19 protein-coding genes are annotated in these 20,578 nt (G+C 58.1%); 3 read left to right on the top strand and 16 right to left on the bottom strand.

The window, feature by feature from the left end; genetic code table 11:
• Window positions 1-59: 59 nt before the first annotated feature.
• The 6 genes from deoC to prfC form a co-directional block, all read right to left on the bottom strand.
• Complete coding sequence (gene deoC / locus C1Y43_RS09490) at window positions 60-839, bottom strand: deoxyribose-phosphate aldolase (RefSeq protein ID WP_058770662.1); 780 nt, start codon at window positions 837-839, stop codon at window positions 60-62.
• Between the two features lie 413 nt (window positions 840-1,252).
• The gene (locus C1Y43_RS09485) at window positions 1,253-2,029 is read right to left on the bottom strand and encodes a TatD family hydrolase (RefSeq protein WP_104188046.1); all 777 of its coding nucleotides are present in this window, start codon (window positions 2,027-2,029) and stop codon (window positions 1,253-1,255) included.
• Window positions 2,026-3,078: a patatin family protein gene (locus C1Y43_RS09480; RefSeq protein ID WP_031279725.1), complete on the bottom strand. Its 1,053-nt coding sequence runs from the start codon at window positions 3,076-3,078 to the stop codon at window positions 2,026-2,028. The genes C1Y43_RS09485 and C1Y43_RS09480 overlap by 4 nt, the downstream gene beginning before the upstream one ends.
• Window positions 3,079-3,256: 178 nt before the next feature.
• Window positions 3,257-3,418 carry a DUF1328 domain-containing protein gene (locus C1Y43_RS09475; RefSeq protein WP_007893192.1) on the bottom strand — a complete coding sequence of 54 codons (162 nt, stop codon included), beginning with the start codon at window positions 3,416-3,418 and terminating at the stop codon, window positions 3,257-3,259.
• A gap of 98 nt (window positions 3,419-3,516) precedes the next feature.
• Window positions 3,517-4,107 (bottom strand): molecular chaperone OsmY, encoded by a 591-nt coding sequence (osmY, locus tag C1Y43_RS09470; protein ID WP_021507660.1) that lies wholly within the window; start codon window positions 4,105-4,107, stop codon window positions 3,517-3,519.
• 259 nt (window positions 4,108-4,366) lie between these two features.
• Window positions 4,367-5,956 carry a peptide chain release factor 3 gene (gene prfC, locus C1Y43_RS09465; RefSeq protein ID WP_021507661.1) on the bottom strand — a complete coding sequence of 530 codons (1,590 nt, stop codon included), beginning with the start codon at window positions 5,954-5,956 and terminating at the stop codon, window positions 4,367-4,369.
• Between the two features lie 315 nt (window positions 5,957-6,271).
• Here prfC and C1Y43_RS09460 point away from each other — a divergent pair, with 315 nt between their 5' ends.
• Complete coding sequence (locus C1Y43_RS09460; protein ID WP_146068655.1) at window positions 6,272-6,886, top strand: hypothetical protein; 615 nt, start codon at window positions 6,272-6,274, stop codon at window positions 6,884-6,886.
• A gap of 6 nt (window positions 6,887-6,892) precedes the next feature.
• Here the strand turns inward: C1Y43_RS09460 and C1Y43_RS09455 are convergent, their stop codons facing one another.
• Genes C1Y43_RS09455 through C1Y43_RS09445 form a run of 3 tightly spaced genes read right to left on the bottom strand, consistent with a single transcriptional unit; the run spans window position 6,893 to window position 9,138 of the window.
• Window positions 6,893-7,996 (bottom strand): M20 peptidase aminoacylase family protein, encoded by a 1,104-nt coding sequence (locus C1Y43_RS09455; protein ID WP_104188043.1) that lies wholly within the window; start codon window positions 7,994-7,996, stop codon window positions 6,893-6,895.
• Window positions 7,997-8,006: 10 nt separating this feature from the next.
• Complete coding sequence (locus C1Y43_RS09450) at window positions 8,007-8,480, bottom strand: YjiG family protein (RefSeq protein ID WP_021507664.1); 474 nt, start codon at window positions 8,478-8,480, stop codon at window positions 8,007-8,009.
• Window positions 8,470-9,138 (bottom strand): nucleoside recognition domain-containing protein, encoded by a 669-nt coding sequence (locus C1Y43_RS09445; protein ID WP_104188041.1) that lies wholly within the window; start codon window positions 9,136-9,138, stop codon window positions 8,470-8,472. The genes C1Y43_RS09450 and C1Y43_RS09445 overlap by 11 nt, the downstream gene beginning before the upstream one ends.
• Window positions 9,139-9,595: 457 nt before the next feature.
• On the opposite strand from C1Y43_RS09445, the gene ftnA reads away from it, so the two are divergent.
• Complete coding sequence (ftnA, locus tag C1Y43_RS09440) at window positions 9,596-10,102, top strand: non-heme ferritin (protein WP_058759556.1); 507 nt, start codon at window positions 9,596-9,598, stop codon at window positions 10,100-10,102.
• Window positions 10,103-10,166: 64 nt separating this feature from the next.
• Here the strand turns inward: ftnA and C1Y43_RS09435 are convergent, their stop codons facing one another.
• On the bottom strand, window positions 10,167-13,010 hold the full coding sequence (locus tag C1Y43_RS09435; protein WP_104188040.1) for a bifunctional diguanylate cyclase/phosphodiesterase: 2,844 nt from the start codon (window positions 13,008-13,010) through the stop codon (window positions 10,167-10,169).
• Between the two features lie 256 nt (window positions 13,011-13,266).
• Window positions 13,267-14,970, bottom strand: coding sequence for a lysophospholipid acyltransferase family protein (locus C1Y43_RS09430; RefSeq protein WP_104188038.1), 1,704 nt, complete (start codon window positions 14,968-14,970; stop codon window positions 13,267-13,269).
• A 238-nt stretch (window positions 14,971-15,208) separates the two neighbouring features.
• Here C1Y43_RS09430 and C1Y43_RS09425 point away from each other — a divergent pair, with 238 nt between their 5' ends.
• Window positions 15,209-15,865: a response regulator transcription factor gene (locus C1Y43_RS09425; protein WP_233209825.1), complete on the top strand. Its 657-nt coding sequence runs from the start codon at window positions 15,209-15,211 to the stop codon at window positions 15,863-15,865.
• A gap of 44 nt (window positions 15,866-15,909) precedes the next feature.
• Here the strand turns inward: C1Y43_RS09425 and C1Y43_RS09420 are convergent, their stop codons facing one another.
• The 5 genes from C1Y43_RS09420 to C1Y43_RS09400 form a co-directional block, all read right to left on the bottom strand.
• Entirely contained in the window at window positions 15,910-16,614 is a 705-nt protein-coding gene (locus tag C1Y43_RS09420; RefSeq protein WP_031279727.1) for a proteasome-type protease, read from the bottom strand.
• 17 nt (window positions 16,615-16,631) lie between these two features.
• On the bottom strand, window positions 16,632-17,432 hold the full coding sequence (locus C1Y43_RS09415; protein ID WP_058759558.1) for a transglutaminase family protein: 801 nt from the start codon (window positions 17,430-17,432) through the stop codon (window positions 16,632-16,634).
• The gene (locus tag C1Y43_RS09410) at window positions 17,429-18,358 is read right to left on the bottom strand and encodes an alpha-E domain-containing protein (RefSeq protein WP_104188037.1); all 930 of its coding nucleotides are present in this window, start codon (window positions 18,356-18,358) and stop codon (window positions 17,429-17,431) included. Before C1Y43_RS09410 ends, C1Y43_RS09415 begins: the two co-directional genes overlap by 4 nt.
• Window positions 18,352-19,791 (bottom strand): circularly permuted type 2 ATP-grasp protein, encoded by a 1,440-nt coding sequence (locus C1Y43_RS09405; protein WP_058770669.1) that lies wholly within the window; start codon window positions 19,789-19,791, stop codon window positions 18,352-18,354. Before C1Y43_RS09405 ends, C1Y43_RS09410 begins: the two co-directional genes overlap by 7 nt.
• 125 nt (window positions 19,792-19,916) lie before the next feature.
• The gene (locus C1Y43_RS09400) at window positions 19,917-20,519 is read right to left on the bottom strand and encodes a hypothetical protein (RefSeq protein WP_021507674.1); all 603 of its coding nucleotides are present in this window, start codon (window positions 20,517-20,519) and stop codon (window positions 19,917-19,919) included.
• Window positions 20,520-20,578: the final 59 nt, after the last annotated feature.

Raw genomic sequence — 20,578 nt, 5'->3', positions numbered from 1 at the left:
CAGCAATACGCACCTGACGGCAGTGACACCGTGGGCCGCCATTTTAGCGACCGCGTGGATCAATAACCGGCTTTGCTGGTCGCCGTAGCGTGACCCAGGGTATTCAGCAGGCTGGCTAACAGGCTGGAAGCGCCAAAGCGGAAATGACGCGCATCCGCCCAGCCGCTGCCGAGGATATCGTCGGCCAGCTGCAGGTAGATAGCGGCATCTTCCGCCGTGCGCACGCCGCCAGCCGGTTTGAAGCCCACCTGCTGCTGCACGCCTTTGTCACGGATTACCTGCATCATGATCGCCGCCACCTCTGGCGTGGCGTTGACCGGCACTTTACCGGTAGAGGTTTTGATGAAATCCGCGCCGGCATCGATCGCGATTTCGGACGCCGCACGAATCAGCGCTTCCTCTTTCAGCTCGCCGGTTTCGATGATCACTTTCAGCAGCACGTTCGCCGCCGCACAGGCCTCTTTACAGGCTTTTACCAGCGCAAAGCCGACGTCACGGTTACCGGCAATCAGCGCGCGGTACGGGAACACCACGTCAACTTCATCCGCGCCATAGGCGATTGCCGCACGGGTTTCCGCCAGCGCGATGTCGATGTCGTCGTTACCGTGCGGGAAGTTAGTGACGGTCGCGATACGAATTTCCGGAGTGCCCTGCTCGCGCAGCGTCTTACGTGCAATCGGGATAAAGCGCGGATAGATACAGATCGCCGCCGTGTTACCGGCCGGTGATTTCGCCTGATGGCACAGCGCGATCACTTTTTCATCGGTGTCGTCTTCGTTCAGGGTGGTCAGGTCCATCAGTTGCAGCGCGCGCTGCGCGGCCGCGTTCAGATCGGTCATGGTGCTCTCCAAAGTCAGGCCGGTGAAATCTGCTCACCGGAGAATGTGATAATTATAACAACCCACGCCGCGTGGAATTGCGAGGTTTGTCACAAGGAAAAGGAAACCGCGCTCTGATATACATGCATTTAGCGATTTTTATCACATTAAATCGCTATTTTGCCGAACAGCGCGGCATGATGCGATTGTGATTATTATCACAAATGTTGCCGCAAAAAGGTATCGGATATCGTTAAAGCGTAGTTAATTTGCGACAGAGCGGGAGTTGTCAGCACATCATCAGAAGTGGCAGAGGCGTTGCAGCGACGCGATTCATCGCGCAAGAAATTGCGCCGCTGGCACAATTGCAACGGCCATTAACCGTGACGGCGCTATTAGATGAAGTGAGGTGACGGCAGGCGCAGGATCAATACTCAATCCGGCAGGGCGAACAAACGCAGGCTGTTGTGCCACAGCGCATCGGCGATCTCATCGGGCGGTTCCGGGCGCAGCTGGCACAATACTTCGAACACATTACGCGCGCGCTCCGGGCGATTTGGCTGGCCCTGAAAACCGTGCAGCGGCATATCCGGCGCATCGGTTTCCAGCAGCAGCGCCTGCAATGGCAGGCTGGCGATGGTGTGGCGGGTTTTGCTGGCGCGCGTATAGGTAATGGTGCCGCCGACACCAATCGCGTAGCCAAGCGCGATGAAACGCTCCGCCTGCTGCTGGCTACCGGCAAAGCCGTGCACCACGCCACGCCGCGGCACATCGTGACGGCGCAAATACTGCGCCAGCTGATCGTGCGTACGTCGCGAATGCAGGATCACCGGCAAATCATAGCGCTTTGCCAGCTTCAGCTGGGCCTCCAGCAGCCGGGTTTGCCGCGCAAAATCCGGCGCTTCCATATACAGATCCAGCCCGATTTCCCCGATCGCCACGCGTTTTACATCCGGCGTTTGCAGGTACTGCTCAAGGCGATCGAGATCGTCATCCTGATGTTGCGCAATATTGATCGGGTGCAGCCCGAGCGCGCTATACAGCGCCGGATGCTGCTGCGCCAGCTGGCTCACCACGGCAAAACGGCTGGCATCCACGCACGGCACGATGATGCGTTCCACGCCCGCCTGCGCCGCCTGCGCGATACTGTATTCGGCAGCGGTGACGAATGGCGGAAAATCAAAGTGGCAGTGGGTGTCGATAAATCTCATGCCAGCGATCCTGCATCGTAGTCGGCGTCATTGCCCGCCAGCGGCGGCGTGCTGACCGGCCGGTTATCCGGCGCGTTGGCGACGGCGGCTGGCGGCGTCACGGCAATCGGTCGCGCCAGCGGTTCAGCATCGCTCAGCCACTGGCCCAGCGTCGCCAGGAAATAGCGCCCGCTGCGGCGGCCCAGATGATAATCCTGATTCAGTGACGCCAGACGACTGCCCAGCGCCATGCTGGCCAGCGGCTTTGGCGGAAAGATTTCAATGATGCGCAGATTATCCGGCGGCTGTTCAATAAACTGCTGAATCTGGCGGTAGCTCTCTTCGTGCTGATGCAGGATATTGATCATCGGCTGCAGGGCGCTGTCGCTCAGCCAGCGCTCCATGCGTTTAAACCACTTCGGCGTATACGCCATCTGTGACGGCACGGTACGGATCACCACAATAGTATCGGCGCCACGCCGCGCCGCTTCGCGCACCGGAATGGCATCACTGATGCCGCCGTCGAGATAGCTCACACCATCCATCAACACGCCGCTGCGGTAGAAACCGGGGATCGCGCTGGAAGCCTTAATGATGTCATGCCAGGTCAGATTGGTGGGATTGAAATACTGCGCGCTGTAATCATCGCTACGGCAGGCGCACATGTAAAATTCGCTGCCTTTGGCAAACAGGCTTTCGGCGCTGCTCAGCGCCAGCGGGAACTCCTGTTTAGTGATATCCACCAGCCAGTCGAGATCGATCAGGTGGCCACCGCGCACAAAACGCAGCGGATCGAAAAACAGTTTACTGGTGGTGTAACGGGTGATCACGCGCCGCGCATAACCGGGCTGAGCACAGACAAAGGCTGAGAGGTTTTGTGCACCGGCTGAGGTGCCGAGCATTAACTGAAAGGGGTTGAAACCTGCGCGCTGAAATTCATCCAGTACGCCCGCCGTGAAGATGCCGCGTTGCCCGCCGCCTTCGCAGACCAGCGCGATTTTTTTGGATTTGAATGGCGTGAGTGCCAGTGGCTCAAAGGTGTCCAGCGACACCGGGATGCGTATTCCCAATGGATGTCCCTCAGTGTTTGCTGCTCTGAGGGAGGCGCTCAATCAGCATCCCGGAGAACCAGTCATTGTCGTTCCCTGACCAACCGCATCCTGCAATCGTCGCGGCGCACCTTCAATGGTGGCAATGACTGGCCTCCGCTTTATGTGACTAGCGGGTTAACATGGTTAACGCAGTGGGTCAGGGTCGTTTGCGCCCGGTAAACAGGCTCACGAGGAACAGAATAATACCGACAATAAAGACAATTTTAGCTGCCCATGCTGCCGTACCCGCCAGACCGCCAAAACCTAATGCTGCAGCAATCAGAGCGATGACCAGAAAGATAATACCCCAACGAAACATAAGCCTCTCCTTTACCATAGTGAAAATCGAACTGCTTATTCTTCACATCACTGTTTTTAATACGGAACGGCACCGTTGGTGATGCCGTTCCGGTTGCGTTAAGATTTCACCTTGAGGTCATTCTTCACGCTTTTCACGCCTTCAATGGCTTTGGCGATCTTCTCAGCCCGATCGGACTGGGCCTGATTCGCCACTTCCCCGGACAGCTGTACCACGCCATCGGTGGTTTCCACCTTCACGTTGCGCGATGGCACAATGTCATCTGCTAAAAGTTTAGCTTTTATTTCACTGGTGGTTGCTGCATCACCTGCATAACCTTTCAATGAACTCTGTTTGCTGTCTCTGACGTGTAGTTTGTCGCTGACGGATTTAACCCCTTCCACCTTCTGCACCAGCGCCACAGCCTTCTCGGCCTGGTCCTGCGAGGTGACAAAACCGCTCAGCGTCACGACGCCTTGCTGCGTTTTTACCGAGATATCCGTACTTTTAATCGCTTCATCGTCCACCAGCGCGGCTTTGGCTTTGGCGGTGATGCCGCTGTCATCCATAAAGCCATCGACTTTTTTCATAGAACTATCGATTTTGGAACCCGCGCTGCTGCTGGTATCAGCCGCCATTGCCGCGCCGCTTAACAGCGCAGTACCGGCCAGTGCAGCAATCAGGGTTTTAGCAATCTTAGTCTTATTCATCGATATCATCCTTCTATCAGTTAACCCACTCGCAACCGCGAATGCGCCAGCAACACACCACGTTGCTGCGTGATGGACGTAATCAGACCCACAGGTCCGTTTTCTCGTCCGACAGAATAATCATAGTAGGGATTATAGCTTTTGCTGGCTTTTGTGGTTGATATCTCGCCAAAAAGCGATAACCGCAGCGTAATTAAGAGGAGTCTGTATCGGAGAAAACCGGGCGGCAGAAAGCAGCAGCCCGGTGAAGACGGCGAACTTAGTGTTCGCGCGTTTTACGGAAGGTCACGTCAGGATAGCGCTCCTGCGTGATGTTGAGGTTGACCATGGTCGGGGCGATATAGGTGAGGTTGTCACCGCCATCGAGCGCCAGGTTGATCTCGTTTTTGCGCTGGAAATCGTCAAACTTCTTCGCGTCGCTGCATTCAACCCAGCGGGCGGTCGACACGTTGATGGCCTCGTAAATCGCCTCAACGTTGTACTCGCTCTTGAGACGCGCCACGACCACATCAAACTGCAGCACGCCCACCGCACCCACGATCAGATCGTTGTTGTGCACCGGACGGAACACCTGCACGGCGCCCTCTTCCGACAGCTGGACCAGCCCTTTCAGCAGCTGTTTCTGCTTCAGCGGATCGCGCAGGCGAATGCGACGGAACAGTTCCGGGGCGAAGTTCGGAATACCGGTGAACTTCATGGTTTCGCCCTGGGTGAAGGTGTCGCCAATCTGGATAGTGCCGTGGTTATGCAGGCCGATGATATCGCCCGGATAAGCTTCTTCAACGTGCGAACGGTCGCCCGCCATGAAGGTCAGCGCGTCGGAGATCACCACATCTTTACCGGTACGCACCTGACGCAGCTTCATGCCCTTCTCATATTTGCCGGACACCACGCGCATAAAGGCCACGCGGTCACGGTGTTTCGGGTCCATGTTGGCCTGAATCTTAAACACGAAGCCGCTGAACTTCTCCTCTTTGGCTTCGACTTTGCGGGTATCGGTCTGGCGCGGCATTGGCGCCGGCGCCCAGGCAACCAGACCATCCAGCATGTGATCGACACCAAAGTTGCCCAGCGCGGTACCAAAGAACACCGGCGTAATTTCGCCGCTCAGGAACAGCTCTTTGTCGAACTCGTGCGATGCGCCCTGCACCAGCTCCAGCTCGTCGCGCAGCTGCTGCGCCAGCTCTTCGCCGACGGCCGCGTCCAGTTCCGGGTTCGCCAGCCCTTTTACCACGCGCACTTCCTGAATCGTGTGGCCTTTGCCGCTCTGATACAGGTAAGTTTCATCGTTGTAGAGGTGATACACGCCTTTGAACAGCTTGCCGCAGCCAATCGGCCAGGTGATCGGCGCACAGGCGATTTTCAGCTCGCTCTCGACCTCATCCAGCAGTTCCATCGGATCGCGAATGTCGCGGTCCAGTTTGTTCATAAAGGTGATGATCGGCGTGTCGCGCAGACGGGTCACTTCCATCAGCTTGCGGGTACGATCCTCAACCCCTTTCGCGGCGTCGATCACCATCAGGCAGCAGTCCACCGCCGTCAGCGTACGGTAGGTGTCTTCCGAGAAGTCTTCGTGCCCGGGGGTATCCAGCAGGTTAACCAGGCTGTCGCGATACGGGAACTGCATCACCGAGGTGGTGATGGAGATACCGCGCTGCTTCTCCATCTCCATCCAGTCTGATTTGGCATGCTGGCTGGAGCCGCGACCTTTAACGGTACCGGCGGTCTGGATCGCCTGTCCGAACAGCAGGACTTTTTCGGTGATTGTGGTTTTACCGGCGTCCGGGTGCGAGATGATCGCAAAGGTCCGGCGGCGCGCCACTTCTTCTAAAAAGGGAGCAATAGACATGAGTGAATTCTTCTTCAGGGCAACGCGCGAGCGGCGCGCTGCGAATAAATCATTCCGGAGCCAGTCCGGCGGATAACGGTGCCAATGGCGACGCATGCGCGTCGGGTCACAGCAGGGTGTGTGCGATCTACATTGGCGGCAGTCCGGTTATCCCATCAGCATTGAGGCGGCATAGCATACAATATTTCAGCAGGCGGGGGAATCTGCGGCAGGATGAGACGATGCTCGCGCAGTTCAGGACATGTCTTGTAAACACTAAGCGATGTCTGGCTGAGAATGCCTGTCCGGAACCGTCACCCCGGCAAGGACAGCAAAATGACTCTACAACTTAACCCACATACCTACAGCCCGTCGCACCGAAACGTCGCCCTGTCGTCGCCCGCGCAGATGTACCGCAAACCCGGCGAGATGATGCTGATCAACGCGCCGGATAACGCCGCCGTGCCAGCCACCGGCCGCGCTGATTTTTCCCGCAGCAGCCTGCCGGCGCACCTGCATTATCTGCTCACGCCGCGCCCCGGTTTTTCTGCCGGTCAGCATTTTGTCCCGGAGTATCCGTACATGCTGGACGCCGCGCTGTCGGTCACCGCCCGCCGGGGCGCGGTGTCGTTAGCACCGTATCACGCCGACAGTGACAAGTGCGCGCTGGTGATTGAGCGGCAGACACTGGTGAAGTTTGATTTGCCGCCACTGCACGATTTGGTGCTGAGCTACATCGGTCTCAACACCTACTTTAGCGAAGTGCGCTTCTACAACTGTGCCGGACGCATCGTGGCGTTTCGTCGCCTGAACGCCAGCAAAAAGCGCCACGAAGTGTTCTGCTTCGCTGGCATGAAGCCGGTCTCACTGGTGATTGAGACCAGCCAGCACAGCTCGATTTTGCTTGATGAGATGGTGTGGAACCAGACCGTAGGCGCGGGCGCGCGCTGAGGCGCGTTATCCCAGCATGCGCACCACCGCCGCCTTGAAGATCTTCACGCCGATCTCTAGCGAACTCAGCTCAAAGCGCATCTGCGGATGGTGCAGTCCCGGCACCAGATTGGTTCCCAGCCCCCAGAAACCGGCTTTCACCTGCGGATTTTTCACCGGATAGTAGAAGAAATCCTCGCTGCCCGGCGTGGTTTTCGCCGCCAGTAATCCCTGCTCGCCGAGCACATCGACAATCGCGGCGCTCAGCAGCGCGGTGGCATCGGCATCAATTTCCGCCGCCGGCATCTCTTTCAGCACCACCACTTCAGCGGTTGCGCCCAGCGCGGCCACGCTGTGCTGAATCGCCTGGCTGACTTTCTCTTTGAGCAGTTCCATCGGCGCGTTCTCCTGCGAACGCAGATCCCACACCACGCGCGCCTCGTCCGGCACCGAGTTGGTCACGCCGGCGTCGCACAGGAAGCGCGTCGCTTTTACGCTCCAGGTGAGGCCCGGTGCCAGATGAATGCTATTCACCGCCTGCACCGCCTGGACTGCCGCATCAAGCGCATTGACGCCGAGATGCGGTCGCGCGGCATGGGCCGGAACACCTTTAATGGTGGCCTCCAGCGTGCTGCACGCTGAATAGATCACCGCAGGCGTCGCCTGACCGACCTGACACTCCTCCAGCGGGCGCAAATGGAAGCCGAGGATCATCTCCACGTCATCCAGCGCGCCGCCCTCAATCATCGCCAGCGCGCCGGCCCCCAGCTCTTCAGCCGGCTGGAACAGCAGCTTCAGCCGTCCTTTTTTGATGGCCCCTTCCTGCAGCAGCTCCTGCGCGGCGGTCAGCACCACCGACGAGTGGCCGTCATGGCCGCAGGTATGGCGGGCGCAGGCAACGCCGTCGATCACGTGCCCGAGCGCATCCATGTCGGCGCGCAATGCCAGCACCGGGCCCGGCACGCCGCTGTCGATTTCTGCCACGATGCCAGTGGTCTGGTTGATGCCGCGCGTGATCTTAATGCCAGCCTGTTCCAGCTGGCCGGCGATGTAGGCCGAGGTTTTAACTTCCTGAAACCCCAGCTCGGGGATTTCATGCAGAAAATGGTAGTGATCGAGAACTCTGGACACCGTTTCGCTCCTAAACAAAAAAACGCATCACGAACATAGCGATAACCGCATTGATAATGCTGGTGAGCATCAGTAGCGGCCAGTATTTTTTCGGCACATCGGCGACGCCCAGCAGGCGGCCCATGTACTGCAACTGCGAACCCATAAGAAAAATCGCCGGTGCGAGGATAGTGATGTCGGTACCGCTCAGCAGGCCTTTCGCCATCAGGCTTACCGCCACCCCGACGCTGGCCGAGGATGACAGCCATGCGGTCAGCAGCACGGTGATCGCCTCGCCGGGCAAACCGAAAATCCCCATCAGCGGTGCAAACGCGTGGCCAAGAAACTGCATGATGCCGAGCAGATTCAGCACTTCCGCCAGCACATAGGCCATCACCACATTGGGCATCAGATTGTGAATAGCAATATGGAAGCCTTTACGCGCGCCGACAATAAAAATATCAAACGGATTATTATTGACCCGCGTCTGTACGTTATTTGACATCAGCAAAATCCTTCTTATAAATACTGTTTAACACAAAACGGACAAATGCCGCACCGACGAATTTCAGCACAAACATTAGCAGCAGCGGAATAATGATTGGTGCACTCATGGACGCAAATAGCGCCGAGCCAATGGCAAAATAATTATTGATCAGTCCGGCACCGGAATATTGCCAGGCGCTCATCACCACCAGCTCTTTTTTACCGATTTGCTGCTGATCCGCCATCTCTTTGGTGAGCGCCGCGCCGGCATCGGTACTTTGCAGATCGGTAATCAGCGCCAGGCCGCAGCGTCCCGGCAACCCCATCAGCGGTTTCAGCAGTGGCGTCAGCAGCGTGTGGGCGGCACGAATCGCGCCGTAGTGGGTGAAAATCTCCAGCACGCCCAGCGCCAGCATCACAGTGGGTGCCAGCGACAGCGCGAACAGGAAGCCGGCTTTGGCGCTGATGCCACCGGCACCAAGAAAGGTGGAACCTGACTCTTTGATGGTGCCAAAGCTGCCGCCCAGCGTGGTGAAATCAAACGCGCCCAGCCAGCTAAAGCCTTCGACCTTATAAAGCAAACCGGAAAAAAACAGTATTGCCAGTATCAGCGCGAGATAATTTCCGGCGCTCGCCGTGACCGATTGTGGCGCGGCCATGATTTTTTCTTCAGACATCTTTTCTCCTGCTGGCCCTATTTCTGCCAGACGTGGTTGCAATATACGGAACTATTAACCAAGCAGGATTTATGCCAATGCGCACTTTCTTTAATTTCGCTATGGCTAATTTTGTTCAGTAACAAGCAGCAGCCGGAATAAGCGTTTATATCGCCGTGCCAGGTTTATTGCTGGTCGCGCCAGTGGTTATTTTATCGGCGGGTTGACTGGCGAAGAAGTGATCGGTGCGGTTGTACGCTGCACCGCCAGCAGGCAACGCAGCTGCACTAAAACAGTGCTGCGGACTGTGAATGAAAATTAGTCAAAGTTGAGAATTCTTCGCATTCAACTAGCGGAATAATTCCATTTATAATCAATAAGATAAATTCAAATTTTTTACGAAAAAACCTTCACAAAAAAGTATAGATTGATGCATAATTCGCCGTACTTCACCTGACAAATTAAAAAGGACTCAGCCATGTTAACCGCTGAAATGACCTCACGCCTGAACGACCAGCTTAACCTCGAATTCTTCTCCGCCAACCTCTATCTGCAGATGAGCGCCTGGTGCAGCGATAAAGGCTTCGAAGGTGCCGCCTCCTTCCTGAAAATGCACTCGCGCGAAGAGATGCAGCATATGCAGAAGCTGTTTGATTACGTCAGCGATGCCGGCTCACTGCCGGTGCTGGGCAGCATCGCCGCGCCAGCGGTGAGCTGGACCTCGCTGAATGACGTACTGGAAGAAGCGCTGAAGCACGAGCAGCTGATCACCAGCAAAATCAACGAGCTGGTGCACGCCGCGCTGACTTCGCAGGATTATTCCACCTTTAACTTCCTGCAGTGGTACGTTGCCGAGCAGCACGAAGAAGAGAAGCTGTTCAAAACCGTGCTGGACAAGCTGGCGCTGGTGGGCAACAAAGGCGAAGGTCTGTTCCTGGTGGACAAAGATCTGGGCCGCATGAACGTCGAAGGCCACGGCCAGTAAAGATAATAAAGATTATGCACAGCAGCATGCACAACGCCCGACTCTGTCGGGCGTTTTTTTGTGCTTACTCCAGCGCCTTCAGTCTGAGCTCCGACGGCTGTGGCCGGCCAAACAGGTAGCCCTGAAACAGCGTACAGCCCTCTTCGCGCAGGCGGACAAACTGCTCATTACTCTCCACGCCCTCTGCGGTGATCTGAATATCCAGGCTGCGGCTCATGCCGGTAATCGCGCGGATGATCGCCAGCGCCTCGCGGCTGTCGCCCATATCATTGATAAATGACTTGTCGATTTTGATCTTATCGAACGGGAACGAACGCAGATAGCTGAGCGACGAGTAGCCGGTGCCGAAGTCGTCGAGCGCAATCTGCACGCCCAGCGTTTTCAGGCTCTGCAGCGTACGGATATTGCCGAGCGTATCATCCAGCAGCACCGATTCGGTGATCTCCACCTCCAGCCGATGCGGCGCCAGGCCGGATTCGCGCAGCGCGCCCTCCACCACCGACACCAGCGAGCTGTTCTTAAACTGCAGCGGCGACAGGTTGACCGAGACCGACTGTTCGGTTTCCCAGCTCTGCGCTTCGCGGCAGGCTTCGTACAGCGCATAGGCGCCGAGCATATGGATCAGCCCGGTCTCTTCGGCAATTGGAATGAAGTCATTCGGCATGATCAATCCTTTGATCGGATGATGCCAGCGCATCAGCGCCTCATAGCCAATGATGCCAGTTTCGTTGGTGATCGGCTGATAGTAGAGCTTGAGCTGCCGTCCGGTGATCGCCTCGCGCAGATCGTTTTCGATCACCCGGCGGCTGCGCGCCACATTATCCATCTCCAGCGTAAAGTGCTCATAGCGGTTACGGCCGTTACGCTTGGCTTCATACAGCGCCATGTCGGCGCAGCGCAGCATGTGTTCCGGCGTATTGGTGGCCTGCGAGGTCAGCGCGATGCCGACGCTCAGCCCGACCGACAGGTTGTGGCCTTCAACATTCACCGGCGGGCGGATCGCCTCGATCAGGCGCTGCGCCACAATCGCAGCCTCATCGGCATTCCGCACGTTAGGCAGCACGATGGCAAACTCATCGCCGCCGATGCGCGCCAGCGTGTCCTGATCGCGCAGTACGCTGCGCAGCCGCTTCGCCACCACCCGCAGCAGATCGTCACCGATTTGATGCCCCAGCGCATCGTTCACGTTCTTGAAGTTATCCAGATCGAGGCACAGCGTGGCGCTGGTCTGGCCCTGCTGCTGATCGACGCGCAGCGCCTCGCTCAGCTTCTGGCGAAACAGGATGCGGTTCGGCAGGCTGGTAAGATTATCGTGATGCGCCATGTGACGAATGCGCGCATCGGCTTCGCGCTGATCGGTGACATCTTCCACAATCAGCATCACGTAATTCTGCCGCATGTCTTTGCCGCTGATGGTGGTGGCGCGGGTGTGCAGCACCCGCTCACCGCCAGCGGTCAGTAACAGCTGCTCGCGCGCGTGGATGCCTTCGCTGCGCAGCGCGATATCCGCCAGGCTGTTGAAGTAATCACTCAGTTCCGCCGACATACATTCGTGTGGCCGCTTATGCATAATCAGCGACTTACTGAAGCCAAACAGCTGCTCGGCTTTGTCATTGACCATCAGGATTTCGCGGCTGATGGCGTCTTCGACGATCACGCAGGAGGGAATGTTGCTGATGATGGTGTCGAGGAAGCCGGAAAGCTCCGACATTTTGGCGCTCTGCGCCTGCGCCAGATCGCGCGCGCGCAGCAGCTGCTGCTCGTGCTCACGCCGCTCGGTGACGTCGCGGGTGATCTTGGCAAAGCCGATCATTTTGCCCTCTTCATCATGAATCGCGTCAATCACCACATGCGCCCAGAAGGCGGAGCCGTCTTTGCGGTAGCGCCAGCCCTCGTCCTCAAAGCGACCGGTTTTCAGCGCGATGCCCAGATTGGCATCCGGCGTACGCGCCTGACGTTCCGGTGAGCCGTAGAACACGGAGAAGTGCTGGCCCACGATCTCGTCAGCCATGTAGCCTTTGGCGCGCTGCGCGCCGACGTTCCAGTTCACCACCCGGCCCTGTAAATCCAGCATGTAGATGGCGTAATCCGTCACGCCTTCCACTAACAGGCGGAAGGTTTTCTCGTATTCGCGCTGCTTGCGCAGCAGCGCCTGCTGTTCGGTGCAGTCGCGGGTGATTTTGGCATAGCCGATCAGTTTGCCGGCGTCATCGCGAATCGCGTCGATGATCACGTGCGCCCAGAAGGCGCTGCCGTCTTTGCGGTAGCGCCAGCCCTCATCTTCAAAGCGACCGGTTTTAAACGCGGTGGTGAGGTTGCGTTCCGGGATATGGTTCAGGCGATCCTGGGCGCTGTAGAAGCGCGAGAAGTGCTGGCCGACAATCTCTTCGGCCACGTAGCCTTTGGCGCGCTGCGCGCCGGCGTTCCAGTTTTCGACATTGCCGTCGAGGTCGAGCATGTAGATGGCGTAGTCCGTTACGCCTTCAACTAATAAACGGAAACGCTGCTCCTGTTCCTGTTGTTTACGCTGCTGCGCCTGCTGTTCGGTGCAGTCGCGGGTGATTTTGGCAAAGCCCAGCAGTTCGCCGTACTCATCGCGGATGGCGTCGATCACCACGTGCGCCCAGAAGGCGCTGCCGTCCTTGCGATAGCGCCAGCCTTCGGTTTCATAGCGCCCGGTGGCGGTGGCGATGGCCAGACCGCGCTGCGGCGCGCCGTTGCGCCGATCCTCTTCGCTGTAAAACAGCGCAAAATTCTTCCCGACGATCTCTTCGGGGATATAGCCTTTGGCGCGTTGCGCCCCGGTGTTCCAGTTAGCCACCGTGCCATCCGGCTTAATCATGTAGATGGCGTAATCCACCACGCTCTGCACCAGTAGCCGGTACATTACGTCAGAGTTATTGTTCATTGTTGTTCGCCTATGCTGGCCTGGTCTCGATGCGCAGTTAAGATAATTCTTAATCTTCAGGCAGACTTAAACGCAAAAGCGCATCGCTTACAAGCGCAAATCATCCGCAGACAAAAGTTGGTAGTGTGGTTATCGGCAGTGGCGAGAAAATGTTCAGTGGGATAGTGGATTTATTGCGCAAAGTTGACAGCACGCCACACGGAGATTCTCCGGCGGCGTGCTGTCAGGTGGCATTAACTGACGTCATCTGGCGCGTTCAGGTTAAATGCATGCCGATATAGCGTTCATAACGCGCGGGTTTTACGCGTGACAGATCGACCAGCACCAGGCCATCAATACAGTGATTGAAATCCGGATCGCTGCCGAAATCGATAAACTGCACGCCGCCCGGCTCGCACACTTCCGAATACTGTTTGTACAGCGTCGGAATCGCGGTACCGAGATTAGCCAGCAAATGCTTGAGACGCCGCAAATCGTCGGCATAGTTATCGCCGGTGAACTGCGCCAGCACCTCCGGCAGCGACGCCGGATAAGGGCGGCGTGATTTCGCCAGCGGCAGATCGGTCGGAAAGTAGAGGCGGTAAAACGCCACCAGCAGATCGCGCGCCGCCAGCGGCATGGTGCCGGAGATTGATACCGGGCCAAACAGGTAGCGCGTCTGCGGATAGCGCGCAATGTAAGCGCCAATGCCCATCCATAAATAATCCAGCCCGCGTTTCCCCCAGTAGGCCGGCTGAATAAAGCTGCGCCCCAGCTCCAGCCCCTGATTGATAATTGGCAGCATGCGCTCGTCATAGTGGAACAGGCTGTCGCTGTAGATGCCCGACAGCCCGCGCTGCGCCAGCTGCTCGGCGCCGGGAATAAAGCGGTAGGCCCCGACAATCTCCAGCGCCTCGTCATCCCACAAAATCAGGTGATAGTAATCATCGTCATACTTGTCGAGATCGCGCCGCCGGCCGCTGCCCTCGCCCACCGCACGGAAGGCGATTTCGCGCAGCCGGCCCAGTTCACGCAGCAGCGGCACCCAGCTGGCCCCGTTGCGCCGCCACAGGTAAATCTGTTTGCCGTCCGGCAGCGTCCCGAGCCGTTCACTCTCCAGCAACGCTTTTTTCAGCTCAGCGCGATCTTCCGGGCGGGCGATGGCGGCTTCAGTAAGAAACAGACCGCGCCGTCCCTGACCGATGCGGTACAGATGCTTGCGCAGCCGCTTCGCCAGCTCTTTGCCCGGCGTATGGCCATCGTGCCAGTTGGCGAAAGGAATCTGCTCGCCGATATGCAGTTTGATGCGCGTGCCGCGCTGGCGGAACATTTCGCGTACCAGCATCAGCAGTGCCAGCGGTGCCGCCACCTTCGCCGCGGCGTAAAACGCCAGGCTGTTACGTCCTACCACGTGCACCGGAACCACCGGCGCGCGGGCGCGGGCGGCGAGGCGCAGAAAACTGTGGTGCCAGTGACGGTCACGCACGCCGCGGCTGGACAGGCGCGAGACTTCACCGGCCGGGAAGATGATCAGCGCGCCCTGGTTGTCGAGATGCTGCTGCATGCGCGTCAGCTGCTCGCGGCTGGTGCGGTTGCCCATGTTATCCACCGGCAGCATCAGGTTGTTGATGGGCTCCAGCATCATCAGCATGCGGTTGGCAACGATTTTCACGTCGCGCCGCACCTGCGATACCGCCGCCAGCAGCGCCAGGCCGTCCAGCGCGCCAAGCGGATGGTTGGCGACGATCACTACCGGCCCGTGCGTCGGGATCTGTTCAAGGTCGCGTTCGCTGAGCTCACAGCGCACATCCAGGTGTTCCAGCACCTGCTCCACCATATCCACCCCTTTCAGATGCGGATAGCGCTGGGCAAAGTCCTGAAACTCCTGTTCACGCACCGCCCACTTCAGCAGGCTTTTCTGCCAGTGCGCCGGCTGCTGGCCTGGCCAGTAAGTATTGAGAAGCTGATCAACGGAAAACATGGTGCACCTTTTTATACGCAGCGGTTTATTCCCCTGACGTTAAAACGGCTTGTTTTCAGATTTATGACCACGGCAGATGCGGACAGGAAAAAGTATCAGCGCGCTTTGTGCTGGCGCATAAAAAAGTCAAATTTACCTTAAATGAGAATTTTCCAGACAGGACTTAAATCTTATTCTTAAGACCCGTGAATTAATCTGGTCACACCTCTGCTAATGAATTTTCATCGGTGTTTATTCCTTGCGTTCTTTTTTTGTTTATTTTTGGACTACACATATGATTCATTCGGTATTTATAGTTGATGACCACCCATTAATCTGTGCGGGTATTCAGGCACTGCTGCACGCTTATGACTATTCGGTTGCAGGCATTGCCAACAAAGGCGATTTATTGATTAGCGAATTACATCATGCTCAGCCAGACGTGGTGCTGCTGGACCTGACCATGCCCGGCCGCGCGGGCATTCCGCTGATTGCCGACATTAAACGTATTTTGCCGCAGCAAAAAATCATTGTTTTTACCGCCTCAGAAAGCCTGTTTTATCAACGCTGTTGCCTGCAGTTAGGGGTAGAAGGCTATGTGTGTAAACGCGGCGATTTGGAAACTTTATTGACAGCAATAAAAGAAGTCGAGCGCGGAAAACGTTTTTATCCGGTCACGCACAGTGCGGCGGATGCCGCCGAGCTGATTGAAAGCGAGAAATTGATGAGTTTAACGCGCCGCGAATTGATTGTGCTGGTGAAACTGGCCTCCGGGATGAGTAATAAAGAGATCGCCTCACAATTACAGCTGAGCAGTAAAACCATCAGCACTTATAAAATTAAAATTCTGCGTAAGCTCGGCCTGAAAGGGATTAGCGGAATTAATACGGCGGCGCGCGCCAATGAGCTGGTGTGAGTCAAACCCGGCCCGGTCCGCCAGCGTGACGACCGGGCAGCAGGTCAGAGCTTGAGCGGCGGCAGCTGAGAGAATACGCTCAGCAACCCTTTGCTCCACAGCTGGCGGATCTGGGAAAAGTAGGGATGCTGTTCGGTGATGTGGTACTGCTCGCTGTCGCTGAAGCTGTCGCTGTGGTAAACCATCGCGTCGAGCGGCAGGCCGACGGAGATGTTACTCGCCAGCGTCGAATCCATGGAGATCAGCGCACACTGCATCGCCTGGCTGAGCGAGGTCTCATAGCGCAGCACGCGATCAATTATTGGCTTACCGTATTTGCTCTCACCAATCTGGAAGTACGGCGTGTCGACGCTGGCTTCAATAAAGTTGCCCTGCGGATAGATCTGGAACAGCCGCGGCTCTTCGCCGCGAATCTGCCCGCCCAGCAGCAGCGTGCCGCCAAACTCCTCGCCGTCGCGCGCAATCACTTCACGCAGCGTGGCGCCTACCAGCAGCGCAATGTCGTACAGTGAACGCCCGTTGAGCAGATTGGGTTGTTCGCTGTCGTTGCAGTTGCGCCGCAGCAGGCTCATCACGCTCTGCGTCGTCGCCAGATTGCCGGCGCTTTGCAGCACCAGCGTGCGCTCATCATCCACCTGAAACACATGCAGTTTGCGAAACGAGGAGATATGATCCACGCCCGCATTGGTGCGTGAATCCGAGACAAAAATCATCCCGGCCGATAAACGCATTGCCACACAATAAGTCATAGTTACGCCTGTTCCGATTACTGCTGCCCGTGCACCTGTTGCACCGCAGCCACCGCCAGCATATCTTCACCGCCGCCGCCCAGACGAATGCCGCGCACCGGACAGGCATCGAGATAGTCGACGCCCACCGCCAGCCGCAAATGCTGCCGCGTACTGCGCGTGTTATTGGTGATATCAAAGCTGTGCCAACTGCCATCCAGCCAGGCTTCAACCCAGGCGTGGGTAGCAACGTGTTCAACGTTGTCAGTATACAGATAGCCACTGACGTAGCGCGCCGGGATCCCCAGGCTGCGACAGCAGGCGAGAAACACGTGGCTGTGATCCTGGCAAACGCCGCTGCCGGCAGCAAACACTTTCGCCGCGCTGTCGCTCACCTGCGTGCTGCCGGGCTGGTACGGCATTTTCAGCAGCAGCTCGTCCATCAGTTTTTCCAGGCTGGCGAGCGGTTTCTCCGCCTGCCAGTAGCGCCGGGCGAAGTCGCGGATTGCCCCGTCCGGCTGGGTCAGCGGCGTGGCGCGCAGAAACACCAGCGGCGACAGCGTCGATTGCGGATCCGGCGCCAGCTCGCTGGCATCCAGAATCTCGACCACGCCGCGCGCGGCTATCTCCAGCAGCTGATGCGGCCTGTCCAGCGTCAGCACGTGCAGCACGTTGCCATAAGCATCCAGCGTGCGCGTCGCCTCACACGGCAGATCGAGCTGCCACGACAGCACCTGCTGGTGCACCGAATTCTGCGGCGTCAGGCGCAGATACTGGGTGCTGAGTTTTACCTGCTGCTCATAGGCGTACCAGGTTTTATGCTCAATATTCAGTCTCATTTCGCCTCCAGATAGGTGTGATTGATGCTCTCCGCCAGCGCGTTGATGCGGCTGAGAAAATGGTCCAGCCACGGCTGCAGGCCGTCGCGCGTCAGGCTTTCCCAGGTGCTGAAGCGCATCTCCGCCAGCAGGACCGTACTGAGATAGCGCGGGCGATCCTCGCCGCTGCTGCCAATCTGCTCCAGCTGGCTGGCGATCTCTTCAATGCAGGAGTGCAGCGAGCGCGGACTTTCGCTGCGCAGGATCAGCATTTCGTTGACCAGCGGCGGCATCAGCTGCTGCTTAAAGATGGCGTTGTAGGCCTCGCGCGCTGACACCGCGCGCAGCAGGCTATCGAGGCAGTAATATTCCCGTACCGTGTCGGGATGCTGCTCCAGCAGCTGCTGGTTAACGCTCAGCAGCCGCGCGGTGCCGTCGCTGCGCTCCATCAGCGTGCCAAGCCGGATAAAACGCAGCGCATCGCCGCGCAGCAGCGTGCCGGACATCGCGCCGCGAAACAGATGCGAACGCTCTTTCACCCAGTCGAAGAAGCTGTCGGCACCGGCCGGCGAGATGCCGCGGCGGCGCGTGCTGCGCATCTCGATCCACGTCGAGTTAATACTTTCCCACACTTCGGATGACAGGCTGCCGCGCACCGCGTGCGCATTGTTCCACGCCGCCTGCCAGCAGCTGAAAATACTGCAGGGATTGCGCTCATCCAGCGCGAAAAAGTTAAACAGCTGCGGCATGGTGCAGCGCCCGTTGAGGGTTTCAAACAGCTGACGCGTGCCGGTCAGGTTGAGCGGCAACAGGAGTTCGTCGCCCTGGCGATTGCGCACCGGCATCAGCGACAGGCGATGGGTCACATCCAATACCCGGGCAAGTTGTTCTGCGCGCTCCAGATAGCGCGCCATCCAGTAAAGGCCACTGGCCGTCCGGCTTAGCATGATGTGTCATCCTCCAGCACCCAGGTGTCCTTGGTGCCGCCGCCCTGCGACGAGTTCACCACCAGCGAGCCTTCGGTCAGCGCCACGCGCGTCAGGCCGCCCGGCACCAGCCGGATATCCGCGCCGTACAGCGCAAAAGGCCGCAGATCGATATGGCGCGGCGCCAGACCGTTGTCGATAAAGGTCGGGCAGGTGGAGAGCGACAGCGTATCCTGCGCGATGTAATTATCCGGCCGCGCCAGCAGCCGCTCGCGGAACTCGCTCAGCTGCTGCTGGCTGGCGACCGGACCAATCAACATGCCGTAACCGCCTGCACCGTGCACCTCTTTCACCACCATCTGCGCCAGATTGGCCAGCACGTAGCTTAGATCCTGCGGCTTGCGGCACTGCCAGGTGGGCACATTGTTGAGGATCGGATCTTCATCAAGGTAGTAGCGGATCATTTCCGGCACGTAGGGGTAGATCGACTTGTCATCGGCGACGCCGGTGCCGATCGCATTCGCCAGCACCACATTGCCGGATCGGTATACCGACAGTAATCCCGGCACGCCGAGCATGGAATCCGGCCGGAAGGCGAGCGGATCGAGAAAGGCGTCGTCCACGCGGCGATAGATCACATCCACTTTGCACGGCCCGGCGGTGGTGCGCATCAGCACCGCGCCGTCTTTGACGAACAGATCGGCGCTCTCCACCAGCTCCACGCCCATCTGCTGAGCGAGAAAGCTGTGTTCGAAGTAGGCGCTGTTGAAACGTCCCGGCGTCAGCACCACCACCACCGGATCGTTAACCGGCGAGCTTTCGCGCAGCGTCTGCAGCAGGTGCGAGGGATAGCGCTCCACCGGCGCGATATGCTGCGCGGCAAACAGCTCCGGATAGAGGCGCATCATCATTTTGCGGTTTTCCAGCATGTAGGAGACGCCGGACGGCGTGCGCAGATTATCCTCCAGCACGTAATAGTCGCCGTCGCTGTTGCGTACCATATCGACACCGGTAATGTGCGCGTAGATCTGGCGATGCAGATCGACATCCTGCATACAGGGCTGATACTGATCGTTAACCAGCACCTGCTCGGCCGGCACGATGCCGGCTTTGAGAATATATTGCTGATGGTAGATATCGTGCAGGAAGGCGTTGAGCGCCTGAACGCGCTGGCGAATGCCGCGTTCCAGCATCGCCCACTCGCTGGCAGGAATGATGCGCGGCACGCTGTCGAACGGGATCAGCCGCTCGGCACCGCCATCGTCACCGTAGACGTTGAAGGTGATGCCAACGCGATGAAACAGCAGTTCTGCCTCTTCACGTTTACGCGCCACCGCCTCTTTGTCCGCCTGTTGTAACCATTCCCAGTAATGCTGATAGTGAGCGCGGTGCTGACCGTCGCTCTGCAACATCTCATCGTAGAAGGTTGATGCTATCTGGTCGCGTGCTTTCATGATTTACCCGGCGCTTGTCAGAGGACCTGACTTCTCTCCTGCACAAAGTGTGCCAGAGGCCCGCCGCCGCAACGGCACGCGCGCCCCAAAAGCGGAGCCGCGCCGGATAATCGTTGCCTTGCACCTTACTGGTGCATCAGCTGCTGCGCCACTGGCAGCCAGATTTCGGTCATTGCTCCTTCGCCGCCGGTAAACGGGTCGCGATCCGGCAGCGGCACGCGCTGGATCTGCTCTTTCGACGCGCGCAGCCGGGAGGGTTCGTCGCGCACGGTTTCCGGTGACATCCCTTCAGGATAGGCGCCAACGGTGAAAAAGTCGTCGGAGGCAAACACCTGTTTATGGCCCACGCCGGCCGGGATCAGCACCGCATCCCCTTCACGCAGCGTCACCATGCGGCCGCTGTCGCCGCCAAACAGCACTTCCGCCCAGCCCGCGCCGACGCCCAGTACCTCATGGGTATTGGGATGATAGTGGGTGTAAGGAAAAATCGGCGCGCGCCACGCCGCAGGCCAGCCGCTGGCGCTAAAGGTTTTTTCAAACCAGGCCGCGCTGTCCTCCTCCTCTTCCGGTACCACGCATGGCCAGATGATCAGCGGCAGCGGATTATTGGGTACACCGCCGGACGGCAGCGATAACATTAAATGCTGCGGGTTACCTGACGATCCCGCGGAAAAGGTACCGGCGGCGAAAGACATCAGTAACAGCAGACTGGAAGATTGGGCAGACATACTCTTTCTCCGGATAGCCACATTGCCTAATTGTGGCAAAGCCACCGGGCATTGCAATG

Origin of the sequence: Pantoea sp. ICBG 828 (assembly GCF_002928355.1) — a bacterium.
In the GTDB taxonomy this organism is placed as follows: domain Bacteria; phylum Pseudomonadota; class Gammaproteobacteria; order Enterobacterales; family Enterobacteriaceae; genus Pantoea; species Pantoea dispersa.
This window is presented reverse-complemented; position numbering and strand designations above follow the sequence as displayed.

Bases quoted from the DNA above. Each gene is read 5' to 3' on its own strand.
- deoC (WP_058770662.1), bottom strand. From the start codon at position 839: ATGACCGATCTGAACGCGGCCGCGCAGCGCGCGCTGCAACTGATGGAC.
- C1Y43_RS09485 (WP_104188046.1), bottom strand. From the start codon at position 2,029: ATGAGATTTATCGACACCCACTGCCACTTTGATTTTCCGCCATTCGTC.
- C1Y43_RS09475 (WP_007893192.1), bottom strand. From the start codon at position 3,418: ATGTTTCGTTGGGGTATTATCTTTCTGGTCATCGCTCTGATTGCTGCA.
- osmY (WP_021507660.1), bottom strand. From the start codon at position 4,107: ATGAATAAGACTAAGATTGCTAAAACCCTGATTGCTGCACTGGCCGGT.
- prfC (WP_021507661.1), bottom strand. From the start codon at position 5,956: ATGTCTATTGCTCCCTTTTTAGAAGAAGTGGCGCGCCGCCGGACCTTT.
- C1Y43_RS09460 (WP_146068655.1), top strand. From the start codon at position 6,272: ATGACTCTACAACTTAACCCACATACCTACAGCCCGTCGCACCGAAAC.
- C1Y43_RS09450 (WP_021507664.1), bottom strand. From the start codon at position 8,480: ATGTCAAATAACGTACAGACGCGGGTCAATAATAATCCGTTTGATATT.
- C1Y43_RS09445 (WP_104188041.1), bottom strand. From the start codon at position 9,138: ATGTCTGAAGAAAAAATCATGGCCGCGCCACAATCGGTCACGGCGAGC.
- ftnA (WP_058759556.1), top strand. From the start codon at position 9,596: ATGTTAACCGCTGAAATGACCTCACGCCTGAACGACCAGCTTAACCTC.
- C1Y43_RS09435 (WP_104188040.1), bottom strand. From the start codon at position 13,010: ATGAACAATAACTCTGACGTAATGTACCGGCTACTGGTGCAGAGCGTG.
- C1Y43_RS09430 (WP_104188038.1), bottom strand. From the start codon at position 14,970: ATGTTTTCCGTTGATCAGCTTCTCAATACTTACTGGCCAGGCCAGCAG.
- C1Y43_RS09420 (WP_031279727.1), bottom strand. From the start codon at position 16,614: ATGACTTATTGTGTGGCAATGCGTTTATCGGCCGGGATGATTTTTGTC.
- C1Y43_RS09415 (WP_058759558.1), bottom strand. From the start codon at position 17,432: ATGAGACTGAATATTGAGCATAAAACCTGGTACGCCTATGAGCAGCAG.
- C1Y43_RS09410 (WP_104188037.1), bottom strand. From the start codon at position 18,358: ATGCTAAGCCGGACGGCCAGTGGCCTTTACTGGATGGCGCGCTATCTG.
- C1Y43_RS09405 (WP_058770669.1), bottom strand. From the start codon at position 19,791: ATGAAAGCACGCGACCAGATAGCATCAACCTTCTACGATGAGATGTTG.
- C1Y43_RS09400 (WP_021507674.1), bottom strand. From the start codon at position 20,519: ATGTCTGCCCAATCTTCCAGTCTGCTGTTACTGATGTCTTTCGCCGCC.